A 23973-nucleotide genomic window follows, 5' to 3' on the forward strand; every position below is an offset into this window, starting at 1 on the left:
TCAGTCTGCCCGCGGACCACGCCGCTGCTCTAGCCTCGTGCGCATGGGCGGCGTGATCCGGTTCGTGCGGCAGACCCCGTGCGCGGTCCTGCTCGCCGCCCAGCTCGGCGCGGTGCTGATCTACCCGTTCCTGGACAACTCCTTCGTGGGCCGCCAGCTCTTCGCGCTCTTCGGCCTGGTCGTGCTGGCGCTGGCGATCGTCGCTGTCCGCGCCACCCCGCTGCTGTCCTGGGTGGCCGGGCTGCTCGCGTTCCCGGCCCTGGTGCTGCTCCTGATCCAGGTGGCCACGGCCGACGAGGACCTGGCGCCCTGGGCGTCCGGGTTCGAGTCCGCGCTGTACTTCTACGCGGCCGCCGCGATGCTGATCTACATGCTCGACGACGAGCACGTGACCACCGACGAGCTCTTCGCGATCGGCGCCGTCTTCACCGTGCTCGCCTGGGCGTTCGCCCACCTGTTCGTCGTGGTCCAGGCACTGGATCCGGGTGCGTTCACGGCCGCGGTGAACCCGACCGCGGACCGCACCTGGATCGAGGTGCTCTTCCTCTCCTTCACCACGCTGTCGAGCACCGGGCTCTCCGACGTCGTGCCGATCACCGCCCACGCCCGCAGCGTGGTGATGATCGAGCAGGTCGCCGGGTTGTTCTACATCGCGATGGTGGTGACCCGCCTGGTGGCCCTGAACTCCTCGCGCAGGGGACGCGACCCGACCTAGTCCCGGGTCAGCAGCGCCACGCACTCCACGTGGTGCGTCATCGGGAAGAGGTCGAAGGCGCGCAGACCCGCGAGCCGGTACCCGTGCCCGGCGAAGGTCGCGACGTCCCGGGCCAGCGCGGCCGGGTCGCAGGCGACGTAGGCGACCGACCGCGGACCGAAGCCGGCGATCGCGTCCACGACCGGGCGTTTGGCGCCCTCGCGCGGCGGGTCCAGCACGACCAGGTCGACGCGACCCTCGTGCGTCGCCAGCACCCGGTCCACCCGGCCGTGCCGGACGTCGACCTGGTGCAGGTCGGCGAGGTTGCCGGCGGCGAGCTCGGTGGCCCGCCGGTCCCCCTCGACGCTGGTCACGTGGCCGACCACGTCGACGGCCTCGGCCAGGAAGGCCGAGAACAGCCCGACGCCGGCGTACAGGTCGAGGACGCGGTCCCCGCGCCGCGGCGAGAGCGCCTCCAGCACGGCGGCGACGAGCGCCTCCGGGGCGCCGGGGTGCACCTGCCAGAAGCCGTCGGCGGCGACCTCGAAGGCACGGCCGCGCACCCGCTCGGTCACCGTGTCCTCGCTCGGTGCCCGGTCCAGCACCTCGCGCGCACCCGGGGCCGCGATCAGGCAGTCCTCGACCGGGACGACCTCGTGGGAGCGGTGCTTGCGCAGCCCGCGGCCACCGCCGGGGGCCGGGACGTACTGCATCCGGGTCCGCCAGCGGAGTCCGTCCTGCCCAGGATCGGACACCGCACCCGGTACCGCCTCGACGACCACGTCGGTCGTGAGGCCGGCCAGCCGCTGCAGCTGCTCGGCCACCACCGCCGCCTTCAGCGCCCGCTGCGCCGGCAGCGCGACGTGCTGGAAGTCGCAGCCGCCGCAGCCGTCCGGGTGCGCGACCGGGCAGGGCGCCGGGACCCGGTCCGGAGACGGCTCCAGCACCTCGACCGCGTCGCCGCGCAGGAAAGTCTTGTCGAGCTCGGTGATCTCCACGACCACCCGCTCGCCCGGCAGCGCGTGCCGGACGAACACCACCACCGGCCGGGCGTCCGCCGGCGCCTCCGGGTCGGCGACCCGGGCGACCACGTGGCCGCCGTGGGCGATCGGGCCCATGACCGCCTCGACCCGGTCACCGACCGCGAACGAGGTCCGCTGCCTGCTCATCGGCCGATGCGTCCGCGGCGCACGTCGCCCGGACGGATCCGTTCGAGCTCCCAGTCCGCGTGCTCCTTGCCGATCTCCGAGCCCCGCAGCTGGTAGGGCACCGAGGTCACCATGACGCCCGGGGTGAACAGCAGCCTGCCCTTGAGCCGCAGCGCGGTCTGGTTGTGCAGCAGCTGCTCCCACCAGCGCCCGACGACGTACTCCGGGATGTAGACGGCGACCACGCCGCGCGGGTTGGCCTGGCGGATCTCGACCGCGTACTGCACGATCGGCCGGATGATCTCCCGGTACGGCGAGTAGAGGACCTTCAGCGGGATGTCGATGTGCCGCTCGTCCCACTCCTCCAGCAGCCGGTCGGTGGTCTCCTGGTCGAAGCCGACGTAGACCGCCTCGAGCAGGTTCGGCCGGGTGGCCTTGGCGAAGGCGAGCGCCCGCATCGTCGGCTTGTGCAGCTTGGAGACCAGCACGATCGCGTGCACCCGGGTCGGCATGATCGGGTCCTCGTCGCCGACGACCAGCTCCTCCTCGACCCGGTCGTAGTGCCGGCGGATGCCCTTCATGATCACGAAGAAGACGACCATCGCCAGGATCGCGATCCAGGCGCCGGCCAGGAACTTGGTGAGCAGGACGACCACGAAGACCGCGGCCGTCATCGCCAGACCGAAGGTGTTGATCAGCCGCGACCGCATCATCTTGCGCCGCACGGCCGGGTTGGTCTCCGTCTTCAGGTGCCGGGTCCAGTGCCGGATCATGCCGAGCTGGCTCAGGTTGAAGGAGACGAACACCCCGACGATGTAGAGCTGGATCAGCCGGGTCGGCTCGGCCTGGAACGCGATGATCAGGACCATCGCCAGCGCCGCGAGGAAGAGGATGCCGTTGCTGTAGGCGAGCCGGTCGCCGCGGGACCCGAGCGCGCGCGGGGCGAACCCGTCGCGGGCCAGGATCGAGCCGAGCACCGGGAAGCCGTTGAACGCGGTGTTCGCCGCGAGCACCAGGATGATCCCGGTCATGGCGACGACGAAGTAGAACCCGGGCGTGAACTCGTTGAAGACCGCCTGGGCGATCTGCGCGATCACGGTGTGCTGGTCGTAGCCCTCCGGCAGCGGCGAGCCGTCGGGCAGGGTGAGCCGGTCCAGGTCGTGCGGGTCGACGTACTTCAGGCCCATCTTGTAGGCCAGCAGGATGATGCTGAGCAGCATCGTGATCGCGATCGCACCGAGCAGCAGCAGCGTGGTGGCGGCGTTCTTGCTCTTCGGCTTCTGGAAGGCGGGCACGCCGTTGGAGATCGCCTCGACGCCGGTCAGCGCCGCACAGCCGGACGAGAACGCCCGGGCGAGCAGGAAGATCAGCGCGGCCTGGCTGATCTCGCCGGAGTAGCCCGGCGCGGGATCGATGTGCAGGTGCGCGCTCTCGACGTCGGGCAGCTCGCCCATCGAGGCGCGGTACGCGGCGTACGCCGCCATGCCGAGCACGCCCAGCATGAAGCCGTACGTCGGGATCGCGAACGCGGCACCGGACTCGCGCACGCCGCGCAGGTTGAGCGCGGCCAGCAGGGCGACCAGGAGCACCGCCCACTCGGTCTCGTGCCCCTGCACGAACGACAGCGCCGAGCCCGCGTTCTGGACGCCCGAGGAGACCGAGACCGCGACCGTGAGGACGTAGTCGACGAGCAGCGCCGAGGCGACGGTGACACCCGCGTTCTGACCGAGGTTGACGGTCGCGACCTCGTAGTCGCCGCCCCCGCTCGGGTAGGCGTGCACGTTCTGCCGGTACGACGCGACCACGGTGAGCATGACCACCGCGACGGCGAGACCGATCTTCCAGCTGTAGGCGTACGCCGAGACACCGGCGACCGACAGCATGATGAAGACCTCGTCCGGCGCGTAGGCGACGGACGAGAGCGCGTCGCTGGCGAAGACGGGTAGGGCGATGCGCTTCGGGAGCAAGGTCTCGCCGAGCTGCGAGCTCCGGAGCTTGCGACCGAGGATGATCCGTTTGGAGACGCCACCGACACCCACGAGATGAACGGTAGGGCATCCGACCGGCGGCGACGCCACCGGCGGCCCGGTGCAGTAGCGTTTCGGCTGTGCACGTCGTGATCATGGGATGCGGCCGGGTGGGTTCGACCCTGGCGCGCTCGCTCGAGGACCGGAACCACACCGTCAGCGTGATCGACTCCAACCCGGACTCGTTCCGGCGCCTGGGGCCGTCGTTCAACGGTCTGAAGGTGACCGGCTACGGCTTCGACCAGCAGGTGCTCACCGACGCCGGGATCGAGCGCGCGGACGCCTTCGCGGCGGTCAGCAGCGGTGACAACTCGAACATCATCGCCGCCCGGGTCGCCCGCGAGACCTTCGGCATCCAGCAGGTCGTCGCCCGGATCTACGACCCCGGCCGCGCCGAGGTCTACCAGCGCCTGGGCGTCACCACGGTCGCCACCGTCAAGTGGACCGCGGACCAGGTCCTGCGCCGGCTGCTGCCGGCCGGTGCCGAGCCGGACTTCCGCGACCCCTCGGGGACGATCCGGCTCGACCAGGTCCCGGCCACCGAGGCCTGGATCGGTCAGCGCACCGTGCTGTTCCAGGAGCAGTCGCGATGCCGGATCGCCTGGATCGACCGGCTCGGCGAGGGCATGCTCCCGACCCGCGAGTCGGTGATCCAGGAGGGCGACCTGCTGCACCTGGTGCTCCGCGAGGAGAACGCCACCCACGCCTACTCGGTCATCGACCGCGGCCCGGAAGAGGAGTGACCCGTCCATGCGCGTAGCCATCGCCGGAGCCGGTGCCGTCGGCCGCTCCATCGCCCGTGAGCTGATCGGCAACGGCCATCAGGTCCTCCTCATCGACAAGGAGCCGTCCTCGATCAAGCCGGAGCGCGTCCCGGACGCCGAGTGGCTGCTCGCCGACTCCTGCGAGCTCTCCTCGCTGGAGGAGGCCCGGCTCGACAAGTGCGACGTCGTGATCGCGGCGACCGGCGACGACAAGGCCAACCTGGTCACCTCGCTGCTCGCGAAGACCGAGTTCGGCGTCCCGCGGACCGTCGGCCGGGTCAACCACCCCAACAACGAGTGGCTGTTCACCGAGGCCTGGGGCGTCGACGTCAACGTCTCGACGCCGCGGATCATGTCCGCGCTGGTCGAGGAGGCCGTCACGGTCGGCGACCTGGTGCGGCTGTTCACCTTCCGCCAGGGCAACGCCAACCTGGTCGAGATGACGCTGCCCGCGGGATCGCCGTACGTCGGCAAGCCGTCCGGGCTGATCCCGTTCCCGGACAACTGCTCGCTGGTGACGATCCTCCGCGACGGCCAGGTCTACACGCCGACGCCGGAGCAGCCGGTCGAGTCCGGCGACGAGCTGCTGTTCGTCTGCCAGGCCGACGTCGAGGAGGAGCTCGAGCGGCTCCTCAACCCGAGCACGCACCACCTGTGACGGAGCGGCCGGTGGTYAGGCCGTCGGGGCCACCGGCGTCCGGTTCCGGCTGAGCAGCCAGACCATCGCACCGAGCGCGGCGAGCTGGAGCGGCCAGCCCATCGCGATCTTCGCGATGCCCAGCGCCGCGACCGCGCGGTCCTCGTCCCACCAGCCGTTCTTGCCGGCCAGGTAGATCGGCGCCTGCACCAGCACCCGCAGGACGCACGGCAGCACCAGCAGCCAGGTGAGCCGGCTGCAGAGCCGCACCACCGCCTTGTCCTGGTGCCAGGCGGTCGGATCCCCGGTGACGCTGCCGACCATGAAGCCGACCACCGGCCAGCGGACGGCGATGCTGATCCCGATCACGAGGGCGTACCCGGCGTTGTAGAGCAGTCCGGGCAGGAAGTAGGCCAGCGCCTGGTCGGTGGCGTCGCCGCCGCCGCGGGCGGCGCGCCACGCGAACGCGGCGCCGAGCCCGATGCCGATCAGGCTGTTGAGCACGAACTGCGGGCTGGAGCGCTGCACCAGCCGGATCACCAGCAGCAGCCCGGCGAAGGCCACCGAGACCAGGACGGCGAGCTTGAGCTCGTGGCTGAGCAGGAAGATGAGGGTGAAGGTGAGCGTCGGCACCGCCGCCTCGACCATCCCGCGGCGGCCGCCCAGCGCGGTCGCGAGCTGGCCCCGGACCACTTCCTCGACGGTCCGCTCGACCTCGGTCTCGTGCTGCTGCTCGGTCTGCTGGTGCTGGTCGGTCACGTCAGTACCGCAGGTCGTAACGCGGGTTGTAGATCGTCCGGACGCCGCCGTGGACGCCGATCCGACCCGTCACGCGGATGCTGCGGCCCGGGAAGATCCCGGCGATGCGCCGGCGGCCGAGCCAGAGCACGGTGATCGTCCCGGTGCCGTCGTACAGCTCGGCCTCGAGGGCCGGCACACCGCCGCGCGGACGCAGCGTGACGGTCTTGAGCGTGCCCTGGACGGTGACGAGCTCACGGTCGGGCGCGTCCTGGATCGGCAGGCAGCCGGCCTTCGCGACGTCGCGCTGGAGGTCCATCGCCTCGGCGCGCGCGTGGCTGGCCCACTGCTGGATGCCGCTGCGCAGCCGGCCGCTGGTGGTTCCCATGCCGCTAAGCCTAGGCGTCCGCACCAGCCGGGGTCGCCTCCGGCGGGAGCTTGAGCGGCAGCGGCTCGCCCGGGGCCATCGCCTCGGTGCCGCGCCGGACCGCGAGGGTGCGGATCGCCTGCTCGAACGGAGCCGCGTAGTCGGGGTCGAGGGCGGGCCGGCCGGCCATCGTCGCGCGGACGAACCAGCGCGGACCGCTGATGCCGAGGACCCGGGACGGCTGCACCATGCTCTCCCCCTCCGGTCCCTCCACCGGCACCTCGCAGGAGAGCTCGGGCCCGAACGGGCCGTCCTGCTCCTCCGCGGTGCCGCCGCGACGGACGGTGTCGGCCGCGATCTCGCGGCGGGCGTCCGCCCAGAGGTCGCCCCCGCGCGAGGAGGCGAACGCGCGCATCTCCAGCACGCCCTCCCCGCCGACCACGAGCACCGTGACCACGGCGCCGGTCTCCTCGTCGACCTGGAGCCGGAGGTCGAGTCCGTCGGCGGGCGGCTCGACCAGCATGCTGCCGAGGTCGATGTAGACGGTCTCCGGCTGCACCTGGCTGATGTCGATCGGACCGGCGGGCTCCGCGACCGGGGCGGCGCCGAGCGCCTCCGCGACCTCGGCCTCCTCCGCCGAGCCGGGCTCGCTGGTGGGACCGAGGTCCTCGTCCTTCCTACGTCCGAACTTCATCAGAAACCTCCCGTGGATCCGTGGCCGCCGGCGCCGCGCACCGAGTCGGGCAGCTCGTCGACCTCGACGAAGTCCGCCGCCGCGACCTGCTGGATCACCAGCTGCGCGATCCGGTCGCCGCGCTTGAGGGCGATCGGCGTCTCCGGGTCGAGGTTGACCAGGCTCACCTTGATCTCCCCACGGTAGCCCGCGTCCACGGTGCCGGGCGCGTTCACGATCGACAGCCCGTGCTTGTGGGCCAGGCCGGAGCGCGGGTGCACCAGACCGACGTACCCCTCGGGCAGCGCGATCGCCACCCCGGTCGGGACCAGCCGGCGCTCCCCCGGGGCCAGCGTCACGTCCTCGCGGGCGTAGAGGTCCGCGCCGGCGTCGCCGGGGTGCGCGTACGACAGCAACGGGAGCTCGGGATCGAGCCGGTGGATCTTCACGGGGATCTGCTGGGCAACCACGGGTGGGACCCTACCGGCGGGCCGTACCCACCGGGATGTCAGGCTTTGCCCCGGACACCGCAGTGCATCCCCGCTGTCCCGACCCCACGACCAGAGCCGAGGAATCCCGTCATGCCGACCACGTACGCCGAACGGCTGAACGTGCCGCTGCGCTGGTGGGTCCAGGCCACGATGTTCCTGGCGACGGTGTGGCTGGCGTTCATCGTGGCGCTGCCGGCGTGGATCGCCTGGGCGGGAGCAGGAGTCCTGCTGGCCGTCACGTTCGGGCTCTTCGCCTGGATCGGCTCGGTCCGGATCACGGTCGCGGACGGCACCCTGACCGCGGGCTCGGCACGGATCCCGCTGGAGCTGCTCGGCGAGGCCGAGGCCCTCGACAAGGAGGAGACCCGGCGGGTGCACGGCGTCGACGCGGACGTCCGGGCGTTCCTGCTGACCCGGCCCTACGTGTCCCGGGCGGTCAAGGTCGCGGTCGCCGACCCCGCCGACCCGACGCCGTACTGGCTGATCTCGACGCGGCACCCGCGCACGCTGGCCGCGGCGCTCGCCGGTCGCAGCGTCGCCGGCTGACCGGATCTCGCTAGGGTGAGCGGACGACCACCCAGGAAGGGACCAGCGTGAGCCGGAAGAAGAAGCAGGAAGCCGCCGAGGCCGTGCCCGTGGAGGCCACGGAGCCGGAGGCGCCGGATTCGTCGAAGGTGTGGAGCGTCTTCTCGCTGGCCGCGGCCGTGCTGGCCGCGACACTGGCGCGCAAGGGCCTGAACGCGTTCTGGAAGGCGGCGACGGGCAAGCAGCCACCGGCGAACCCGGCGGACCCGGACGTCGAGTTCCGCGAGGCGCTCGCCTGGGCCGTGGTCAGCGGCACCCTGATCGCGGTCGTCCGGATGCTGGCCTCGCGCCGCGCGGCGCGCTACTACACGCGTTCCACCGGTCACCTGCCGCCGGGTCTGCAGGCCGACGAGCAGAAGGCCTGAGGTACGACGAAGGCCGCCGCCCCGGACGGGGTCGGCGGCCTTGTGTCGTTCGTGCCGAGATCAGGCCCGAGATCGGGCCCGAGATCAGGCGCAGTCGCGGCAGATCAGCTTCTTCGCGTCGGCGAGCTGGCTGCGGTGGTGCACCAGGAAGCAGCTCATGCAGGTGAACTCGTCGTCCTGGCGGGGCATCACCTCGACGGCGAGCTCCTCGTGGCTGAGGTCGGCGCCGGGAAGCTCGAACGATTCCGCGGCCTCCGTCTCGTCCTCGTCGACCTTGCCGGAGTTCTTGTCGTGGCGCCGTGCCTTGAGCTCTTCGAGGCTGTCCTCGTTCTGCTCTTCCTCGGTCTTGCGTGGCGCGTCGTAATCGGTTGCCATCGTCCCTCTCCTGTCCCCCGTTTTCCTTGCCCGTGCGTGGCTCTGGTGAACCGGTTCTCCCACGCGGCCTCAATGAGACAGCGCGCAGATTGTGCACCACCTGAGTGAAAAGTGCACATCCATTCCCCGGCGAGCCGGGCGATCCGCTCAACCACGCGGACGCCCCGGTTGTTCCCGGAGGGTCGCCGGCGACCCCGGACGGCTCCTCAGGCGCCGGCGGCGACGAAGCCGCAGGAGGCCACCAGATCCCGGAATTCGGGGTACGACGCGGCCGGTGAAGCCACCACCAGGGTGCGTCCGGAGGCTCCCGCCACGGTCTCGACGACCGCGCCGGCCTCGCGGGCGATCAGCGCCCCGGCGGCGTAGTCCCACGGTTTGCAGCCCTCCTCGACGTACCCGTCGAGGAGACCGTCGGCGACCGCGCACAGGTCTAGAGCGCACGAGCCGAACCGCCGGACGTCGGCGACCTTGGTGAGCAGCACGGCGACCGCCGCGGCCTGGAGGGCGCGGACCTCGGGCTCGTAGTTGAAGCCGGTCGCGACCACGCTGCGGTCCGGCGGCACCACCGCGCGGACCGACGCCGGCCGGCCGTCGACGTGGGCGCCGCGTCCGCGGAGCGCGGTGTACTCGGTGCCGGTGGCGGCGTTGACGACCACGCCGACGACGGCCTCGCCGTCGACCTCGACGGCGATGGAGACGGCGTACTGCGGCAGGCCGAGCAGGTAGTTGACGGTCCCGTCGATCGGGTCGACGACCCAGCGGACGCCGCTGGTCCCGGACGTCTCGGTCTGCTCCTCGCCGAGGATCCCGTCGTCGGGCCGGGCGCGGAGCACCCGTGACCGGATCAGCTCCTCGCTGGCCCGGTCCGCCTCGGTGACGATGTCGGTGTGGCTGGTCTTGGTGTCCGCGACCCGGACGCCGGCACGGCGACGCTCGGCGATCAGCGTCGCCGCCTCCCGCGCGGTGGCCAGCGCCAGCGCGAGCAGCTCGTCGTGGTCGGCGCCGGTCACGGGATCAGTCACGGGCTCAGTCCGACCCGCAGAGGGCCGGCCGGGCACCGCGCGGGTTCGCGCAGCAGCCGGGAGCGCAGACGTCCCAGGCCGGAGGCAGTGCCCCGACCGCGTCCCGCTCCGCGTCCTCCCCGCGCTCGACGGCGGCCCGCTCGAGGAGGAGGTCGCGCACCATCGCGACGAACCGCGGGTCCAGCCCTGCGGTGGACGCGCGTTCGAACGCGATGCCGAGCTCCTTCGCCGTCGCCGCGGCCTCGGTGTCGAGGTCGTAGATGACTTCCATGTGGTCGGAGACGAAGCCGATCGGCACCACCACGACGCCGGGGACCTGCTGGGCGGCCAGCTTCTCCAGGTGGTCGTTGACGTCCGGCTCCAGCCACGGGACCGCCGGCGGCCCCGAGCGGGAGCAGTAGACCAGCGCGGATGGGTAGCGGTGGCCGGTCTCCTCCCGGACCCGGTCGCCGATCTCGTCCATCACGCTGCGGTGCTGGGCGACGTACGCGCCGCCGAGGGGGCCGCTGGCGCCGTTCATCGACTCCGGGACGGAGTGCGTGACGAAGACCAGGTGCGCGTCCCGGCGGACGTCCTCGGGCAGCAGCGCCAGCGCGGCCAGGGTGGCGTCGACGTTCGGCTCCACGAAGCCGGGGTGGTTGAAGTAGGCGCGGAGCCGGTCCAGGCGCGGTGCTCCGGGGACCTTCGCGACGGCCGCTGCCAGGTCCTCGCGGTACTGGCGGCACCCCGAGTACGACGAGTACGCCGAGGTCAGGATGCAGGCGGCCCGGCGGACGCCGTCGGCCTTCATCTGCTCCAGGGCGTCGGTCAGGTACGGGTCCCAGTTGCGGTTGCCCCAGTAGACCTTCAGGTCCACGCCGGCCGACCGGAGGTCCTCCTCGATCGCGGCCAGCAGTGCCCGGTTCTGGTCGTTGATGGGACTCCGGCCGCCGAAGAGGCTGTAGTGCGCGCCCACCTCGACCAGGCGCTCGTCCGGGATGTCCTTGCCGGCGGTCACGTTGCGCAGGAACGGCACCACGTCCTCGGGCCGCTCCGGTCCGCCGAAGGAGACCAGCAGGAGGGCGTCGTACGGTTCCGCGACAGAGGGCATGCTCGAATCCTAGACAGCGCCAGGGCACGCGAAACCGGATGGGAGCAGGCCGGGGCGATGACATAGCCTCGCAGGGCCATGCTCGACTCCTACCGCCGCGTCTTCGCCCACCCCGGTTCGCTCGCCTTCTCCTCGACCGGGATCGTCGCCCGGCTCCCGATGTCGATGATGACGCTGGGCATCGTGATCCTGGTCAGCGAGCAGAGCGGCTCCTACGCGCTGGCCGGTCAGGTGGCGGCGGCGTACGTGATCGGCAACGCGGCGCTGGCGCTCGTCCAGGGCCGGGCCGCGGACAGGTTCGGCCAGACGGTGGTGCTCTGGGTCGACGCGATCCTCTTCGCGGCGACCACCGGTCTGCTGGTGCGCTCGGTCACCGACGGCTGGGCGAACCCGTGGCCGCACGTCCTCGCCGCCCTCGCCGGCGCCTCGATGCCGCAGATCGGCTCGATGGTCCGGGCCCGGTGGGCGGACCTGGCCACCGACGACACCGAGCGGCACACCGCGTTCGCGGTGGAGGCCGTCGGCGACGAGATGGTCTTCGTCGCCGGCCCGACGGTGGTCACCTTCCTGTCCACGATCTACGCGCCGCAGACCGGGCTGGTGGTCGCCGTGGTCGTCGGCACCATCGGCACCGTCCTGCTCGCCCTGCAGCGCCGCACCGTGCCGCCCGGCCACCGGCACGCCGAGCACGGACCGGACCCGCTCCCCTGGGACGCGCTGATCCCGATCGGGACGGTCGCGATCTTCCTCGGCACCTTGTTCGGCGCGCTGGAGGTCGCGACCGTCGCCGTCGCGGAGGACGCCGGCCACAAGTCGGCCTCCGGCCTGCTGCTCACCGTCTTCTCGCTGGGGAGCATGGCGGCCGGCCTGGTCGCGGGCGCGACTACCTGGAAGCGGTCGCCGCTGCAGCGCGTCCGGATCGGGGTCGCGCTGCTCGCCGGGGCCCTGTTCGTGCTGCCGTTCCTCGACGACCTCGTCCTCCTCGGGGTGGTGCTGCTCGTGGTCGGCACCACGCTGGCGCCGACACTGATCGCCGGGGTCACCCTGCTGGAGGCGAGCACCCCGCGGTCCCGCCTGACCGAGGCGATGGCGGTCTTCCAGACCGGGATCTCGGCCGGGCTGGCCCCGGGCGCGTACGTCGCCGGGCTCGTCGCCGACCACACCACCGGTGCGTCGACGTACTGGGTCTGCGCGGTCGCCGGCGTGTTCAGCACGGTGGCGACGCTGGCCTGCAAGCCGGCCCCGGCGCGACGCGACGACGAGTCCGCGGTGAGCGTTGACTAACGTTCGGGCATGAACTCCTGGCGCAACTGGTCCGGCCTGACCACCACCCGGCCGACCGAGGTCCTGGTCCCGACGAGCACGGCCGACGTGGTCGCCGCCGTCAACCGGGCCCGGGAGGAGCGGACCACCGTGAAGATGCCCGGGACGGGGCACTCCTTCACCGGCATCGCGGCGCCCGAGGGGATCATGCTCGACCCGACGGCGCTCTCCGGGCTGCTCGAGGTCGACCACGCCGCGAACACGGTGACCGCGCGCGCCGGGACCCCGCTGCACGTCCTCAACAGCACCCTGGACAGCCTCGGCCTCTCGCTGCACAACATGGGCGACATCGCCGAGCAGACGGTCGCCGGCGCCACCTCGACCGGGACCCACGGCACCGGCGGCCTGGTCGCCTCGCTCAGCGCGCAGATCGCCGGCGTCGAGCTCGTCACCGGCACCGGCGAGCTGCTCCGGGTCGACGCCGGCGAGAACCCCGACCTGTTCGGTGCGGCGCGCCTCGGCCTCGGCGCCCTCGGCGTCCTCACCTCGATCACGTTCAAGGTCGAGCCGGTCTTCACGCTGGAGGCGCACGAGTTCCCGATGCTGTGGGACGAGGCGCTCGGCCGCTTCGACCAGCTCGTCGCCGAGAACCACCACTTCGAGATGTACTGGTTCCCGCACACCGACCGGATCCTGGCCAAGGAGAACAACCGCGTCCTGGAGGACGCAGAGGGCCTTCCCGGGCCGCTGAGCCGGTTCCGGCACTGGCTCGACGACGAGTTCCTCTCCAACACGATGTTCGGCCTGGTGAACAAGGTCGGCAACCGGCGCCCGGAGTGGATCCCGCGGATCAACGACCTCTCGGGCCGGCTGCTCTCCGAGCGCACCTACTCCGACGTGCCGCACCGGGTCTTCACCTCGCCGCGCACGGTCGTCTTCCGGGAGATGGAGTACGCCGTCCCGCGCGAGGTCGGCCTGGACGCGCTCCGCGAGGTGCGGCGCTGGATCGACGGCTCCGGGCTCCGGATCAGCTTCCCGGTCGAGATCCGCACCACCCCGGCCGACGACATCGCGCTGTCCACCTCCTCGGGGCGCGACTCGATGTACCTGGCGTTCCACATGAACGAGCAGACCGACCACACGGCGTACTTCGCCGGGGTCGAGGAGATCCTGCGCCGGTACGACGGCCGCCCGCACTGGGGCAAGCTCAACACCCGGACCGCGGCCGACCTCGAGCCGGCGTACCCGCGCTGGGCGGAGTTCCAGGCGGCGCGCGACAAGCTCGACCCGGACCGGGTCTTCAGCAACGCCTACCTGCGCCGGGTCCTCGGGGACTGATCCGGCCCGGTGAGGTGCGCGCCGGCCTCACACCGACGCCGGGCCGCGCGGGATCGGCGCCTTCCAGTTCCGGAAGATCGCCAGCACCCGCCAGCCGAAGCAGAGCGCGACGCCGGGCAGGGTGACGAGCCCGACCGGGAGGCCCTGCTGCTGCGCGAAGACCGCCCAGGCTCCCCCGGCCAGCGCGGGCGTGGCGTAGAGCTCGCTGGAGAAGACGACCGGGACGCGTCCGGCGAGCAGGTCGCGCAGGATGCCGCCGCCGATGCCGGTCACCATGCCCATCAGGGCGGCCGGGGCCGGCGGGAGCCCGTACTCGAGGGCCTTGAGGGCGCCGGTGACGCAGAACAGCCCGAGGCCGGCGGCGTCGAAGACGTTGACCACCCGCTCCATCCGCCCCAGGGTCGGGTGGAAGACGAATGTGGCCACCCCGGCGACGACCGGGACCATCAGGTACCTGACGTCGAGCAGCGCCGCCGGCGGCGTGGCGCCGATCAGGACGTCGCGGAGGAACCCGCCACCGAGGCCGGTCGCACCGGCCAGCACGATCACCCCGAAGACGTCCAGGTTCTTGCGGACCGCCACCAGGCCGCCGGAGATCGCGAAGACGAAGATCCCGGCCAGGTCCAGGGTCACCAAGAGGGCCGCCTCGTCCACCATGTCGCGAGCGTACGGGGTGGCTGGCGCGGGTTGCCGTCGTAGCAGCCAACTCCTGCGCGAGCCACGCCGTCCAGGCGTGACCGAGAAAGGTAGGCTCGCCCCACGCGGAAGAAGGAGTCGGCAGACGATGCAGCACCTCACCCCGGTGGGGCTGAGCGAGGACGGCAAGCGCCTGGTCCTCGTCAGCGAGACCGGAGAGGAGTTCGGTGTCGAGGTGGACCACCGCTTCCGGACGGCCCTCCAGGGGGTCAACGCCCGACACGGTCAGTGGGAGATGAAGATGGAAAGCGCACTCCGTCCGCGCGACATCCAGGCCCGGATCCGGTCCGGTGAGTCGGCCGAGGACGTCGCCGACGCCGCCCAGACGACTGTCGACTCGATCATGGCCTTCGCCGCCCCGGTGCTCGCCGAGCGCGCGCACGTGGCGCAAACCGCACTGAAGGCCTCGATCCGGCGCCGCAGCAACGAGGCGAACCCGGCCGGCCGCACGGTCGACGAGGCCTCGCGCCTGTACCTGACCGCGATCGGCGTGCGCGCCGACGACCTCACCTGGGACGCCTGGCGCCGCGACGACGGCCGCTGGGTCCTGACCGCCGTGTACGCCGTCCGCGGTGACGCCCGCCGTGCCGAGTTCACCTACGACGTGCCCGGACGCTACGTGCTCGCGGAGAACGACGAGGCCCGGCTGCTCACCGGCGAGGCCACCTTGCCGTCCCCCGGCCAGTCTCCGGGCCAGTCTCCGGGCCAGTCTCCGGGCGACTCCGGCCGCCGCCTCAGCGCGGTCGCCGACGACGAGCTCCCGCTCGGCGACGACGCCCTGGAGCTGGTCCGGGAGCCCCAGACGGCCCCCGCGAGCTCCGCGACCCCCGAGGCGACCGAGGACCTGACCCGCACGGTCGCGGCCGTGCGCGAGACAGGCACCTTCGACGACCTGGCCGCCGACCACGCCGACGCGGACTGGATCGCCGACGTCCAGGAGGAGCCGCGCGCCGACGGGGCCGCCCCGGTGGACGAGCCGTTCACCGGTCCGCTGGACGTCCCGGCCCCGGCGTTCCGCCTGGAGCCGGCACCGGAACCGACCCCCGATCCCGAACCCGCGTTCACCCTGGCTCCGGAGCCGGCCCCGGAGTCGGACCCGGAGCCCGAGCCGACCCCGGACCCGGCTGCGGCCGCGGAGGCGCCTGCGGAGGCGCCTGCGGAGGCCCCCGCCACGGAGGCCGAGCAGCAGCGCCCGCGCAAGAAGGGCCGGTCCTCGGTGCCGAGCTGGGACGAGATCATGTTCGGCGGCGGCAAGAACGACTAGTCCGGCCGGAGGTTTCGGACCGTGGCACTGGACGTGAGTGTTACTGCTCAGTAACATCGCCCCCAGCCCGTGACGCGGAAGCGCGCTTGCGAGTTGAATGAGCACACGTCCGCCAAGTGGAAGAGGCCGCATGTCCTACTTCGTCACCGGCGCCACCGGGTTCATCGGTCGGTACCTCGTCGCCGAGCTCCTCGAGAACCGTGAGGGCGAGATCCACCTGCTCTGCCGGGAAGGCTCCCGCGGCCGTCTCGACGCGCTGATCAAGCAGTGGGGCGGCAGCCCGCGACTCGTCCCCGTCGTCGGCGACCTGCGCGCCGACCGCCTCGGCGTCGACCCCGGCTGGATCGACGAGCACGCCGGCCAGGTCGAGCACTTCTTCCACCTCGCGGCGATCTACGACATGACCGCCACCGACGAGATGAACGAGGAGCTCAACGTCGGCGGCACCCGCTCCGCGCTGGCACTGGCCGAGGCGCTCGGCGCCGGTCGCTTCCACCAGGTCTCCTCGATCGCGGCGTCCGGCGACTACGCCGGCCTCTTCGACGAGAGCATGTTCGACGAGGGCCAGCGGCTGCCGTCGGCGTACCACCGGACGAAGTTCGAGTCCGAGAAGATCGTCCGCGAGGAGTCCGCGGTGCCGTGGCGGGTCTACCGGCCCGCGGTCGTCGTCGGACACTCCGAGACCGGCGCGATGGACAAGATCGACGGTCCGTACTACTTCTTCCCGCTGTTCAAGCGGATGCGCGACAACCTGCCGTCGTGGCTGCCGCTGGTCGGTGTCGACCTCGGCGACACCAACGTGGTTCCCGTCGACTACGTCGCCAAGGCGATGGACTACCTCGGGCACATGCCCGACCGCGACGGGGAGGCCTTCCACCTCGTCAACCCGGAGCCGCAGAACACCGTCGAGCTGGTCAACACCTTCGCCGCCGCGGCCAAGGCGCCGCAGTTCGCGGTGCCGATCGACCGCAGCGTCACCAACCGGCTCCCCACCGCACTGCTCCCCCGCCAGCTCCGCCCGGGCGCCCTGATCGCCGGGATGCTCCGCTCCGCGCCGGCGCACGTCGCCCTGGACCAGTCGCTCGGCCGCCTCGGCATCCCGCCCGAGGTGATCGAGCACGTCTCCTTCCCGACCGTCTACGCCTCGAAGGCCACCCAGAAGGCGCTCGCCGGCTCCGGCATCGCCGTGCCCGACCTCGAGTCGTACGCCGGCACGCTGTGGTCGTACTGGGAGGAGATGCTCGACGACTCGATCCGCTCCGACAAGGCCGCTGTCGCCGCGCTCGAGGGCAAGACCGTCGTGATCACCGGCGCCTCCTCGGGCATCGGCCTGGTCACCGCCGTCCAGGTCGCCAAAGCCGGCGCCATCCCGATCCTGGTCGCCCGCGGCAAGGACAAGCTCGAGCAGACCAAGGCGCTCATCGAGAGCCAGGGCGGCCGGGCCTACGCCTACGGCTGCGACCTCTCCGACCTGCAGGCGATCGACGCCCTCACCCAGCAGCTCTCCGGCGACTTCGAGCACATCGACTACGTGGTCAACAACGCCGGCCGCTCGATCCGGCGCTCGCTGAAGCTCTCCGAGGACCGCTTCCACGACTTCGAGCGCACCATGCAGCTCAACTACTTCGGCGCGATCCGGCTGGTGATGGGGCTGCTGCCCAAGATGCGCGAGCAGCGGTCCGGGCACGTCGTGAACATCTCCTCGATCGGCGTACTCACCAACCCGCCCCGGTTCAGCGCGTACGTCGCTTCCAAGGCCGCCCTCGACGCCTGGAGCAACGTGGTCTCCAGCGAGCTCGTCGGCGACGGCATCTCGTTCACCAGCATCCACATGCCGCTGGTCCGGACGCCGATGATCGCGCCGACCAAGATGTACGACCGGTTCCCGACGATCAGCCCCGGCCAGGCCGCGCAGAAGGTCGTCACCGCCCTGGTCCAGCGCCCGCACGAGATCAACACGCTCACCGGCAACCTCGGTGCGCTCGCGCACACGCTGGCCCCGAAGGCCGCGTTCCGGGTGCTGCACCTGGCCTACCAGATCTTCCCCGACTCCGCCGCCGCCCGCGGGGAGAACGCAGCCCCGACGAGCGAGCAGGCCATGATGGCGCGCGTCCTCAAGGGCGTGCACTGGTGACCCAGGGGTCACCCGAGTCCCCCCGGTCCGAGTTCAGCAAGGCGTTCCTGCGCGACGTGTTCGGCCGCATCGGCGTCGCGGTGCTCGCGATGGCGTGCGCCTTCGGGGGCGCGGCCCTCGGCCGGGACCTGCCCACCGAGTGGGGCGCGTTCCTCGGCGCCGTCGCCGGACTGGTGCTCGGCGGGCTCGCCGGGGTGTTCCTGCTGCGGCGGCTGCGGCGGGACTAGGAGCTCTCGCCGGTCGCCACCGGACGCGACGGATCGGCCACCCACTCGCTCCACGAACCCGGGTAGAGCCGGGCGTCGATCCCGGCGACCGCCAGGGCGAGGATGTCGTGCGCCGCGGTCACACCCGAGCCGCAGTAGACCCCGATCTCGGACCCGGGCTCGACCCCGGCGGCCGTGTAGAGCGCCAGGATCTCCTCGCCGCCGCGGAAGGTGCCGTCCACGCGCAGGTTGGTCCCGGTCGGCACGTTCACCGCGCCCGGCACGTGGCCAGCGACCGGGTCGATCGGCTCGACCTCGCCGCGGTACCGCGCGGGATCCCGCGCGTCGACCAGCGTGCCGGTGCCCGCGAAGGCGAGCACGTCGTCGGCCTCGACCACGCCGAGCACGCCCGGCCCCGGCTCGAAGTCCCCCGTCACCGGGAGCCGCATCCCGTCCTCGACCGGCCCGCCGGCGGCCACCCAGCCGGAGTACCCGCCGTCGAGGACTCGGACGTCGGGGTGGCCGTGGTGGCGCAGCAGCCACCAGGCCCGGGCGGCGGCACGGCCCGCCCAGTCGTCGTACACGACGACCGGCTTGCCGGTCAGGACGCCGACCCGGCGCATGGCCTCGCCGAACGCGTCCGGGTCCGGCAGCGGGTGCCGGCCGCGCTCCCCCGGCTCCCCGGCGAGCGCGGTGTCCAGGTCGACGTACAGGGCGGTGGGGATGTGGCCCTCGACGTAGTCGGTGATGCCGTTCGGGCGTCCGGTCTGGTAGCGGATGTCGAGGAGGGTGACGGAGCCGAGCGCGTCGCCGAGGTCGGCTGCCGAGATCAGAGGACCGGTCATGCGATCATCTTCCCCGATGGCTGAACTCCAATTCTTCACCGGCACGATGGATTCCGGGAAGAGCACGCTCGCGCTGCAGACGAACCACAACCACGCCGCCCGTGGGCGGATCGGCCGTATCTTCACCACGCACGACCGTGCGGGCGAGGCGATCCTGTCCTCCCGGCTCGGGCTCGAGCACGTCGCGCTCGAGGTGACCGAGGACTTCGACTTCTGGCGCTACGTCGTCGACGCGCTCACCCACGGGGCCCGGATCGACTACCTGATCTGCGACGAGGCCCAGTTCTACGCCGGCGAGCAGATCGAGCAGCTGGCCCGGGTCGTCGACGAGCTCCAGATCGACGTGTTCGCGTTCGGCATCCTCAGCGACTTCCGCACCCACCTGTTCGAGGGCTCGCGGCGGCTCGTCGAGCTCGCCGACCGGACCCACGTGCTCCAGGTCGAGGCGCTCTGCTGGTGCGGCAAGACGGCCACCCACAACGCCCGCACCGAGAACGGCGAGATGGTCACCGAGGGCGAGGTGATCGTCGTCGGCGACGTCGAGGACAAGGAGAAGGCGCCGGCCGAGGTCGCCTACGAGGTCCTCTGCCGCCAGCACCACCGCCGCCGGATGACCGCGGCCCGCGCCCGCGCCGTCAGCATGGTCTCCGAGCCGCTGCCGTTCTCCGGCTGAGCGGTCCTGGCTCAGCAGATCAGGATCGGGATCTCCATCTCGACCGCGGTCAGCGAGCCGTGGAAGCCGATCAGCATGTTCTCGTAGGGGAAGTCGGCCGTGCTGATCAGGGTGTGGTCGCCCTGGGCGGCGACGACGACGTCGCCGAGGCGGGGACGGACCTGGGGCACGACGGTGCCGAACCAGCCACGCTCGATCGCCTCGTCGCGGGACAGCACGGTGGCGCGGGCGCCGAGCAGCTCCCGCCAGGTGGCCAGGACGTCGTCGATGGCCCCGCTGGAGCAGTACAGGTGCCGGAACCGCGCCTCGCCGCCGAGCAGGTGCACCCCCGCCCGCAGGTCCGGGTGCTCGTCGACGTCGATCCGCGCCTCGGCCGGGCTGTCCACCATGCCGTGGTCGGCGACGACCACCAGCCGCACCCCCGGGTCCAGCGCCTCGCGCAGCTGCTCCACGCTGGCGTCGATCGCGGAGAGCTGCGCCCGCCACTGCGGCGAGTCGACGCCGTAGCGGTGCCCGGTCCAGTCGAGGTCGCCGTCGTAGACGTAGGTGACCGAGGGCAGCTCGGCCGACGCGGTCACCGCGCCCGCGATCCGCTCGCCGATCTTGTCCGCGCCCACGAACTCGGCGCCCCGGAAGCCGCTCAGGGTCAGCCCGGAGTCCGCGAACTCGCGCTTGCTCACCACGGTCGCGTGCACGCCCGCCGAGCGCAGCCTGCCGAAGGCGGTCGGGTTCGGCTGCCACTCCGCCGGATCGACGACCTGCTTGTCCCAGAGGAGCGCGTTCAGCAGCTTCTCGGTGCCCGGGATCCGCGAGGTGAAGCCCACCAGCCCGTGCTGGCCCGGGGTCAGCGCGGTCCCCAGCGAGGTCAGGCTGGTCGCGGTCGTCGACGGTACGCCGGCCACGCCCGGCTCGTTGAGCAGCGCGTGCAGGTACGGCGCGTGCTCGGCGTGCTGGGCGACGAGCCGGTGGCCGAGCCCGTCGACCAGGAAGACCACGTAGGCCCGGGCCGGAGGGAGCACCAGCGAGGTCCGGTGGAACCCGACGTCCACGCCGAGCGCGGCCGCGATCGCGGGCAGCACGTCGCCGAGCGAGCGGTCGCCGTACGCCGGTTCGACGAAGGCGCGCGCGCCCGTCGGGGCCTGGTCCTGCACCGCCGGCCTCAGAGCTGGGTGCTGGCCGAGAGGGTCTCGGCGAACTGGAGCAGGCGGTCCACCGCCGACTGGCCGTCGGCCGCCGAGCTCACCCGGAGCGAGAAGTCGTCGGAAGCGACCACGCCGGTGTAGCCGTGGTCGGCGTCGCACTGCGGGTCGGCGCAGACCGCAGGCTCGAGGTCGACCCGGTTGATGCCGCCCCAGCCGATCGTCAGCACGGCCTCGGCCGGCGCCGGGACCTCCGAGGTGACCTGGGCCGGGTTCGCGACCATCCGGTTGACCACGACGGACTTCACCTGGTTCAGCTTGACCGCCTCGGTCGAGGTCGAGGTGTAGGGCTGCGGAAGCAGGTCGTCGGGGGCGTGCTCGTCGGTGTGGCAGAGGATCAGCCGCGTCGGGGTGAGCACGACCACGGTGATGTGCCGGCGGACCTCGTCCCGGTCGATGGTCGGCTCGTGGTGCACCAGGAAGGAGACCACCTGCTCCCCCGCGACCGCCGACGAGACCCCGCCGCGGACGACGGCCGGGTAGTACCCGGTCTGCTCGATGGCGGCGGCCAGCTCGTCGGAGTGGTCCTTGGTCGACAGCGACATGAGCGTCAGTCTGTCACGCGCCCCGCGGCCGCGAACCGGGACCGCCGAACAGCGGTTCAGTCCGCCGCGGTGTCCCCGGGCGCCGAGGTCAGCTTGCGCGTGAACCAGTCCGAGCGCGGGTCCACGACCGGCTCGACCCGGACCGCGGCGTCCAGCACCAGGACCCCCTCCGGGGTGGCGTGCACCAGGCTCAGGTCGATCGAGCTGACCTGCTGCAGGTCGTTCTTCAGGTAGGCGACCCTGCGGAACAGCTCCTCGACGGCCTCGACGTCGACCACGTCGCTGCCGCGGTGCCCGAACAGCAGCGGCGCCGCCTTGATCGAGCGGACCGCCTCGGCCGCGTCCGCGCCGGAGATCGGCGGGATCCGGTAGGCCTTGTCCCCCACCAGCTCGGTGATCGCGCCGGAGACCGAGAACGAGACCGCCGGGCCAAACAACGGATCCTCGAAGCCGTCGATGCGGACCGGCACCCCCGGCGGCGCGGTCTTCTGCACCACGAACCCCGGGACCAGGCCCGGCGGCACGATCCGGGTCAGCGAGTCGAAGGCGTGCCGCATCTCGTCGGCGTCGGAGATGTTGCGCCACACGTGCGCCAGGTCCGGCCGCTGCCGGAGCGGCTCCGCGGTCGCCTTGAGGACCACGTCCCAGCCGAGCGCGGCGCCCGCCCGGACCGCCGCCTCGGCGTCCTCGACCGGGAACCGGTCCCAGAGCACGACCCCGTAGTGGCCGAGCAGCTCCTGGATCTCCTCGAAGGACAGGTCGCGGCCCTCGGGGTGCTCGATGAGCAGCTGGGTGAGCATCCGGGCCGCGGCGTCGTGGTCGATGTCCGCGGGGACCTCGTCGTCCCCGGCGAGCCGGTCGCGCCAGGCGGCGTACTCGACGACGCGGGCGAGCGCGCGGACCGCCTGCTCGACAGCCGGGTACGACGGCACCGAGCCGCGGCCGGCGGTGTTGCCGGCCAGGTCGGGCACCCGGAGCAGCTCGGGAACGCCCTCGCGCCCGAGGAAGGTGGAGACCATCGGCTTGTCGGACTGCTCGGCGACCGCGGCGAGCGCGTTCGCGACGTCGGCGCCACCGGCGTTCAGCGGCGGGATGTAGATGGCCACGACCGCGTCGACGTCCGCGTCGTCGATCACCTCGTCGAGCGCGTCCTCGAAGTCCTCGGCACCTGCCTCGACGCCCAGGGCGACCGACCGGGTCACCTCGAGCCCGCTGGCCGCGGCGGCGTCGGCGGCGAGCAGCCCGAGCGCGTCGGAGTTTCCGACGACCGCGACCCGGGACCCGCGCGGCAGCGGCTGGTGGGCGAGCAGCTGGGCGACGTCGAACATCTCGTCCAGGGTGTCGACCTGGATCACGCCGGCCTGCTTGAACATGGCGTCGACGGCGGCCTGCGGCGCCTCGATGCTGCGCACCACGTGGCCCATCGGGACGCCCTGGGTGGTGCGGCCCGAGCGGACCGCGATCACCGGCTTGTTGCGGGAGACGCGGCGCGCGATCCGGGAGAACTTGCGCGGGTTGCCGATGGACTCCAGGTAGAGGAGCACGACCTCCGTGGCGTCGTCCTCCTCCCAGTACTGGAGCAGGTCGTTGCCGGAGACGTCGGCACGGTTGCCGGCGCTGACGAAGGTGGACAGGCCGAGGCCGCGGCCCTGGACCTTCTCCAGGATCGCCGAGCCGAGCGCGCCGGACTGGCAGAAGAAGCCGGCCCGGCCGCGCGGCGGCATGATCGGCGACAGCGAGGCGTTGAGCGAGATCGAGGAGGCGGTGTTGATCACGCCGAGCGCGTTCGGGCCGATCAGCCGCAGGCCGTAGGAGCGGGCCAGGCCGACCAGGCGGCGCTGCCGGAGCCGGCCGTCCTCGCCGGTCTCGGCGAAGCCGGAGGAGATCACGATCAGGCCGTGCACTCCCTTGGCGGCGCAGTCGAGCACGACGTCCTGCACCGCGTCGGCCGGGACCGCGACGATCGCGACGTCCACGTCGCCGGGGATGTCCCCCACCCGCGCGTACGCCGGCATGCCGGCCACCGCGTCGGCGGTCGGGTTGACCACGTAGACCCGGCCGGCGTAGTCGCCGAGCACGAGGTTGCGGACCAGCGCGGCACCGATCGTGTCCGAGCGCCGCGAGGCACCGATCACGGCGACGCTGCGGGCGCTCAGGAACGCCTCGATCGAGGCCGCCTCGGCGCGGTGCTCGCGCGCGGACATCACCCCGATCGCGGTGTCGGTCGGGTCGATGTCGAACTCGAGGTGCATCACGCCCTCGTCCCAGCCACCGGCCACCTGGTAGCCCTGCTCGTAGAAGACCTGCAGCATCCGCTGGTTGTCCGGGAGCACCTCGGCGGTGAACCGGTGCACGCCGCGCTCACGGGCGGCCTGCGCGAGGTGCTCCAGCAGCAGCTGGCCGATCCCGCGGCCCTGGTGGGCGTCCTGGACCAGGAAGGCGACCTCGGCCTCGCCGGAGGGCAGCAGCTCGTAGCTGGCGACCGCCAGGATCTTCTCGGCGACGGTGAGCACGAAGGCGACCCGGGCGTGGTGGTCGACCTGGGTGAACCGGCGGACGTCACGCTCCGACAGCGTCGGCATCGGGGCGAAGAACCGGAAGTACTTGGACTGGTCGGAGACCTGCTCGTAGAACTCGACCAGGGCCTCGGCGTCCTCGGGGACGATCGGGCGCATGTGCGCGGTCCGGCCGTCACGGAGCACGACGTCGGCCTCCCAGTGGGCCGGGTAGTCGCGGCCTCCGCTCTCCGCTGGGGCTGGCGTGGGATCGGCAGGCGTCACGATGGAAATGTACCGGGCGCAGGTAACGGGCAGGTGTCCGGCAGCGCAGTCGGG

At 72.2% G+C, this 23973-nt stretch carries 25 protein-coding genes; 11 read left to right on the forward strand and 14 right to left on the reverse strand.

Annotated features, from left to right (window positions below; all coding sequences use genetic code 11):
- Positions 1-43: 43 nt before the first annotated feature.
- Positions 44-715, forward strand: coding sequence for an ion channel (locus AB4Y76_RS12525; protein ID WP_441925699.1), 672 nt, complete (start codon positions 44-46; stop codon positions 713-715).
- Here the strand turns inward: AB4Y76_RS12525 and AB4Y76_RS12530 are convergent.
- The gene (locus AB4Y76_RS12530; RefSeq protein WP_441925701.1) at positions 712-1863 is read right to left on the reverse strand and encodes a class I SAM-dependent RNA methyltransferase; all 1152 of its coding nucleotides are present in this window, start codon (positions 1861-1863) and stop codon (positions 712-714) included. The genes AB4Y76_RS12525 and AB4Y76_RS12530 overlap by 4 nt on opposite strands.
- Positions 1860-3881, reverse strand: coding sequence for an APC family permease (locus AB4Y76_RS12535; protein ID WP_441925703.1), 2022 nt, complete (start codon positions 3879-3881; stop codon positions 1860-1862). Before AB4Y76_RS12535 ends, AB4Y76_RS12530 begins: the two co-directional genes overlap by 4 nt.
- Positions 3882-3949: 68 nt before the next feature.
- Here AB4Y76_RS12535 and AB4Y76_RS12540 point away from each other — a divergent pair, with 68 nt between their 5' ends.
- Both AB4Y76_RS12540 and AB4Y76_RS12545 read left to right on the forward strand, forming a co-directional pair.
- On the forward strand, positions 3950-4612 hold the full coding sequence (locus AB4Y76_RS12540; protein ID WP_441925705.1) for an NAD-binding protein: 663 nt from the start codon (positions 3950-3952) through the stop codon (positions 4610-4612).
- A gap of 7 nt (positions 4613-4619) precedes the next feature.
- Complete coding sequence (locus AB4Y76_RS12545; protein WP_441925707.1) at positions 4620-5291, forward strand: potassium channel family protein; 672 nt, start codon at positions 4620-4622, stop codon at positions 5289-5291.
- Positions 5292-5306: 15 nt separating this feature from the next.
- Here AB4Y76_RS12545 and AB4Y76_RS12550 read toward each other — a convergent pair whose 3' ends face one another.
- From AB4Y76_RS12550 to dut, 4 genes are all read right to left on the reverse strand, one after another.
- Positions 5307-5918, reverse strand: a complete 612-nt coding sequence (locus AB4Y76_RS12550; RefSeq protein ID WP_441925790.1) for a DUF3159 domain-containing protein — start codon at positions 5916-5918, stop codon at positions 5307-5309.
- A gap of 112 nt (positions 5919-6030) precedes the next feature.
- Positions 6031-6396, reverse strand: coding sequence for an OB-fold nucleic acid binding domain-containing protein (locus AB4Y76_RS12555; RefSeq protein ID WP_441925709.1), 366 nt, complete (start codon positions 6394-6396; stop codon positions 6031-6033).
- 10 nt (positions 6397-6406) lie between these two features.
- Positions 6407-7069 carry a DUF3710 domain-containing protein gene (locus AB4Y76_RS12560; protein ID WP_441925711.1) on the reverse strand — a complete coding sequence of 221 codons (663 nt, stop codon included), beginning with the start codon at positions 7067-7069 and terminating at the stop codon, positions 6407-6409.
- Positions 7069-7518: a dUTP diphosphatase gene (gene dut, locus AB4Y76_RS12565; protein WP_441925713.1), complete on the reverse strand. Its 450-nt coding sequence runs from the start codon at positions 7516-7518 to the stop codon at positions 7069-7071. The genes AB4Y76_RS12560 and dut overlap by 1 nt, the downstream gene beginning before the upstream one ends.
- Positions 7519-7629: 111 nt before the next feature.
- Between dut and AB4Y76_RS12570 the strand changes: the two genes are divergently transcribed.
- On the forward strand, positions 7630-8085 hold the full coding sequence (locus AB4Y76_RS12570) for a DUF3093 domain-containing protein (protein WP_441925715.1): 456 nt from the start codon (positions 7630-7632) through the stop codon (positions 8083-8085).
- A gap of 47 nt (positions 8086-8132) precedes the next feature.
- Positions 8133-8489, forward strand: coding sequence for a DUF4235 domain-containing protein (locus tag AB4Y76_RS12575; protein WP_441925717.1), 357 nt, complete (start codon positions 8133-8135; stop codon positions 8487-8489).
- An 84-nt stretch (positions 8490-8573) separates the two neighbouring features.
- Here the strand turns inward: AB4Y76_RS12575 and AB4Y76_RS12580 are convergent, their stop codons facing one another.
- The 3 genes from AB4Y76_RS12580 to AB4Y76_RS12590 form a co-directional block, all read right to left on the reverse strand.
- Positions 8574-8864, reverse strand: a complete 291-nt coding sequence (locus AB4Y76_RS12580) for a DUF4193 domain-containing protein (RefSeq protein ID WP_297748736.1) — start codon at positions 8862-8864, stop codon at positions 8574-8576.
- Between the two features lie 206 nt (positions 8865-9070).
- A complete protein-coding gene (locus tag AB4Y76_RS12585; protein WP_441925719.1) occupies positions 9071-9886 on the reverse strand; it encodes an inositol monophosphatase family protein in 816 nt (271 codons plus the stop codon).
- A gap of 4 nt (positions 9887-9890) precedes the next feature.
- Positions 9891-10976: a ferrochelatase gene (locus AB4Y76_RS12590; protein ID WP_441925721.1), complete on the reverse strand. Its 1086-nt coding sequence runs from the start codon at positions 10974-10976 to the stop codon at positions 9891-9893.
- Positions 10977-11054: 78 nt separating this feature from the next.
- Between AB4Y76_RS12590 and AB4Y76_RS12595 the strand changes: the two genes are divergently transcribed.
- Together AB4Y76_RS12595 and AB4Y76_RS12600 are read left to right on the forward strand one after the other, a co-directional pair.
- Positions 11055-12260, forward strand: coding sequence for an MFS transporter (locus AB4Y76_RS12595; RefSeq protein WP_441925723.1), 1206 nt, complete (start codon positions 11055-11057; stop codon positions 12258-12260).
- 9 nt (positions 12261-12269) lie between these two features.
- Complete coding sequence (locus AB4Y76_RS12600; protein WP_441925725.1) at positions 12270-13577, forward strand: D-arabinono-1,4-lactone oxidase; 1308 nt, start codon at positions 12270-12272, stop codon at positions 13575-13577.
- A gap of 27 nt (positions 13578-13604) precedes the next feature.
- Here the strand turns inward: AB4Y76_RS12600 and AB4Y76_RS12605 are convergent, their stop codons facing one another.
- Complete coding sequence (locus tag AB4Y76_RS12605; protein WP_441925727.1) at positions 13605-14234, reverse strand: trimeric intracellular cation channel family protein; 630 nt, start codon at positions 14232-14234, stop codon at positions 13605-13607.
- Positions 14235-14361: 127 nt separating this feature from the next.
- Between AB4Y76_RS12605 and sepH the strand changes: the two genes are divergently transcribed.
- The 3 genes from sepH to AB4Y76_RS12620 all read left to right on the forward strand — a co-directional run bounded on the left by sepH (position 14362) and on the right by AB4Y76_RS12620 (position 17898).
- Complete coding sequence (gene sepH, locus AB4Y76_RS12610; RefSeq protein WP_441925729.1) at positions 14362-15537, forward strand: septation protein SepH; 1176 nt, start codon at positions 14362-14364, stop codon at positions 15535-15537.
- Positions 15538-15667: 130 nt separating this feature from the next.
- Positions 15668-17671, forward strand: coding sequence for an SDR family oxidoreductase (locus tag AB4Y76_RS12615; protein WP_441925731.1), 2004 nt, complete (start codon positions 15668-15670; stop codon positions 17669-17671).
- Positions 17668-17898, forward strand: coding sequence for a hypothetical protein (locus tag AB4Y76_RS12620; RefSeq protein WP_441925733.1), 231 nt, complete (start codon positions 17668-17670; stop codon positions 17896-17898). Before AB4Y76_RS12615 ends, AB4Y76_RS12620 begins: the two co-directional genes overlap by 4 nt.
- On the opposite strand, the gene AB4Y76_RS12625 is transcribed toward AB4Y76_RS12620, so the two are convergent.
- The gene (locus tag AB4Y76_RS12625; RefSeq protein ID WP_441925735.1) at positions 17895-18722 is read right to left on the reverse strand and encodes a sulfurtransferase; all 828 of its coding nucleotides are present in this window, start codon (positions 18720-18722) and stop codon (positions 17895-17897) included. The two genes, AB4Y76_RS12620 and AB4Y76_RS12625, sit on opposite strands and share 4 nt — an antisense overlap.
- A gap of 16 nt (positions 18723-18738) precedes the next feature.
- Between AB4Y76_RS12625 and AB4Y76_RS12630 the strand changes: the two genes are divergently transcribed.
- Positions 18739-19395, forward strand: a complete 657-nt coding sequence (locus tag AB4Y76_RS12630; RefSeq protein WP_441925737.1) for a thymidine kinase — start codon at positions 18739-18741, stop codon at positions 19393-19395.
- Positions 19396-19406: 11 nt separating this feature from the next.
- Here AB4Y76_RS12630 and AB4Y76_RS12635 read toward each other — a convergent pair whose 3' ends face one another.
- From AB4Y76_RS12635 to AB4Y76_RS12645, 3 genes are read right to left on the reverse strand one after another with little or no spacing between them, the layout of a single operon-like run.
- Entirely contained in the window at positions 19407-20546 is a 1140-nt protein-coding gene (locus AB4Y76_RS12635) for an alkaline phosphatase family protein (RefSeq protein ID WP_441925738.1), read from the reverse strand.
- A gap of 8 nt (positions 20547-20554) precedes the next feature.
- A complete protein-coding gene (locus AB4Y76_RS12640; protein ID WP_441925740.1) occupies positions 20555-21139 on the reverse strand; it encodes a DUF5998 family protein in 585 nt (194 codons plus the stop codon).
- Between the two features lie 56 nt (positions 21140-21195).
- Positions 21196-23919: a bifunctional acetate--CoA ligase family protein/GNAT family N-acetyltransferase gene (locus AB4Y76_RS12645; protein ID WP_441925742.1), complete on the reverse strand. Its 2724-nt coding sequence runs from the start codon at positions 23917-23919 to the stop codon at positions 21196-21198.
- Positions 23920-23973: the final 54 nt, after the last annotated feature.

It is taken from the genome of Marmoricola sp. RAF53 (assembly GCF_052114005.1).
Lineage (GTDB): Bacteria > Actinomycetota > Actinomycetes > Propionibacteriales > Nocardioidaceae > Marmoricola.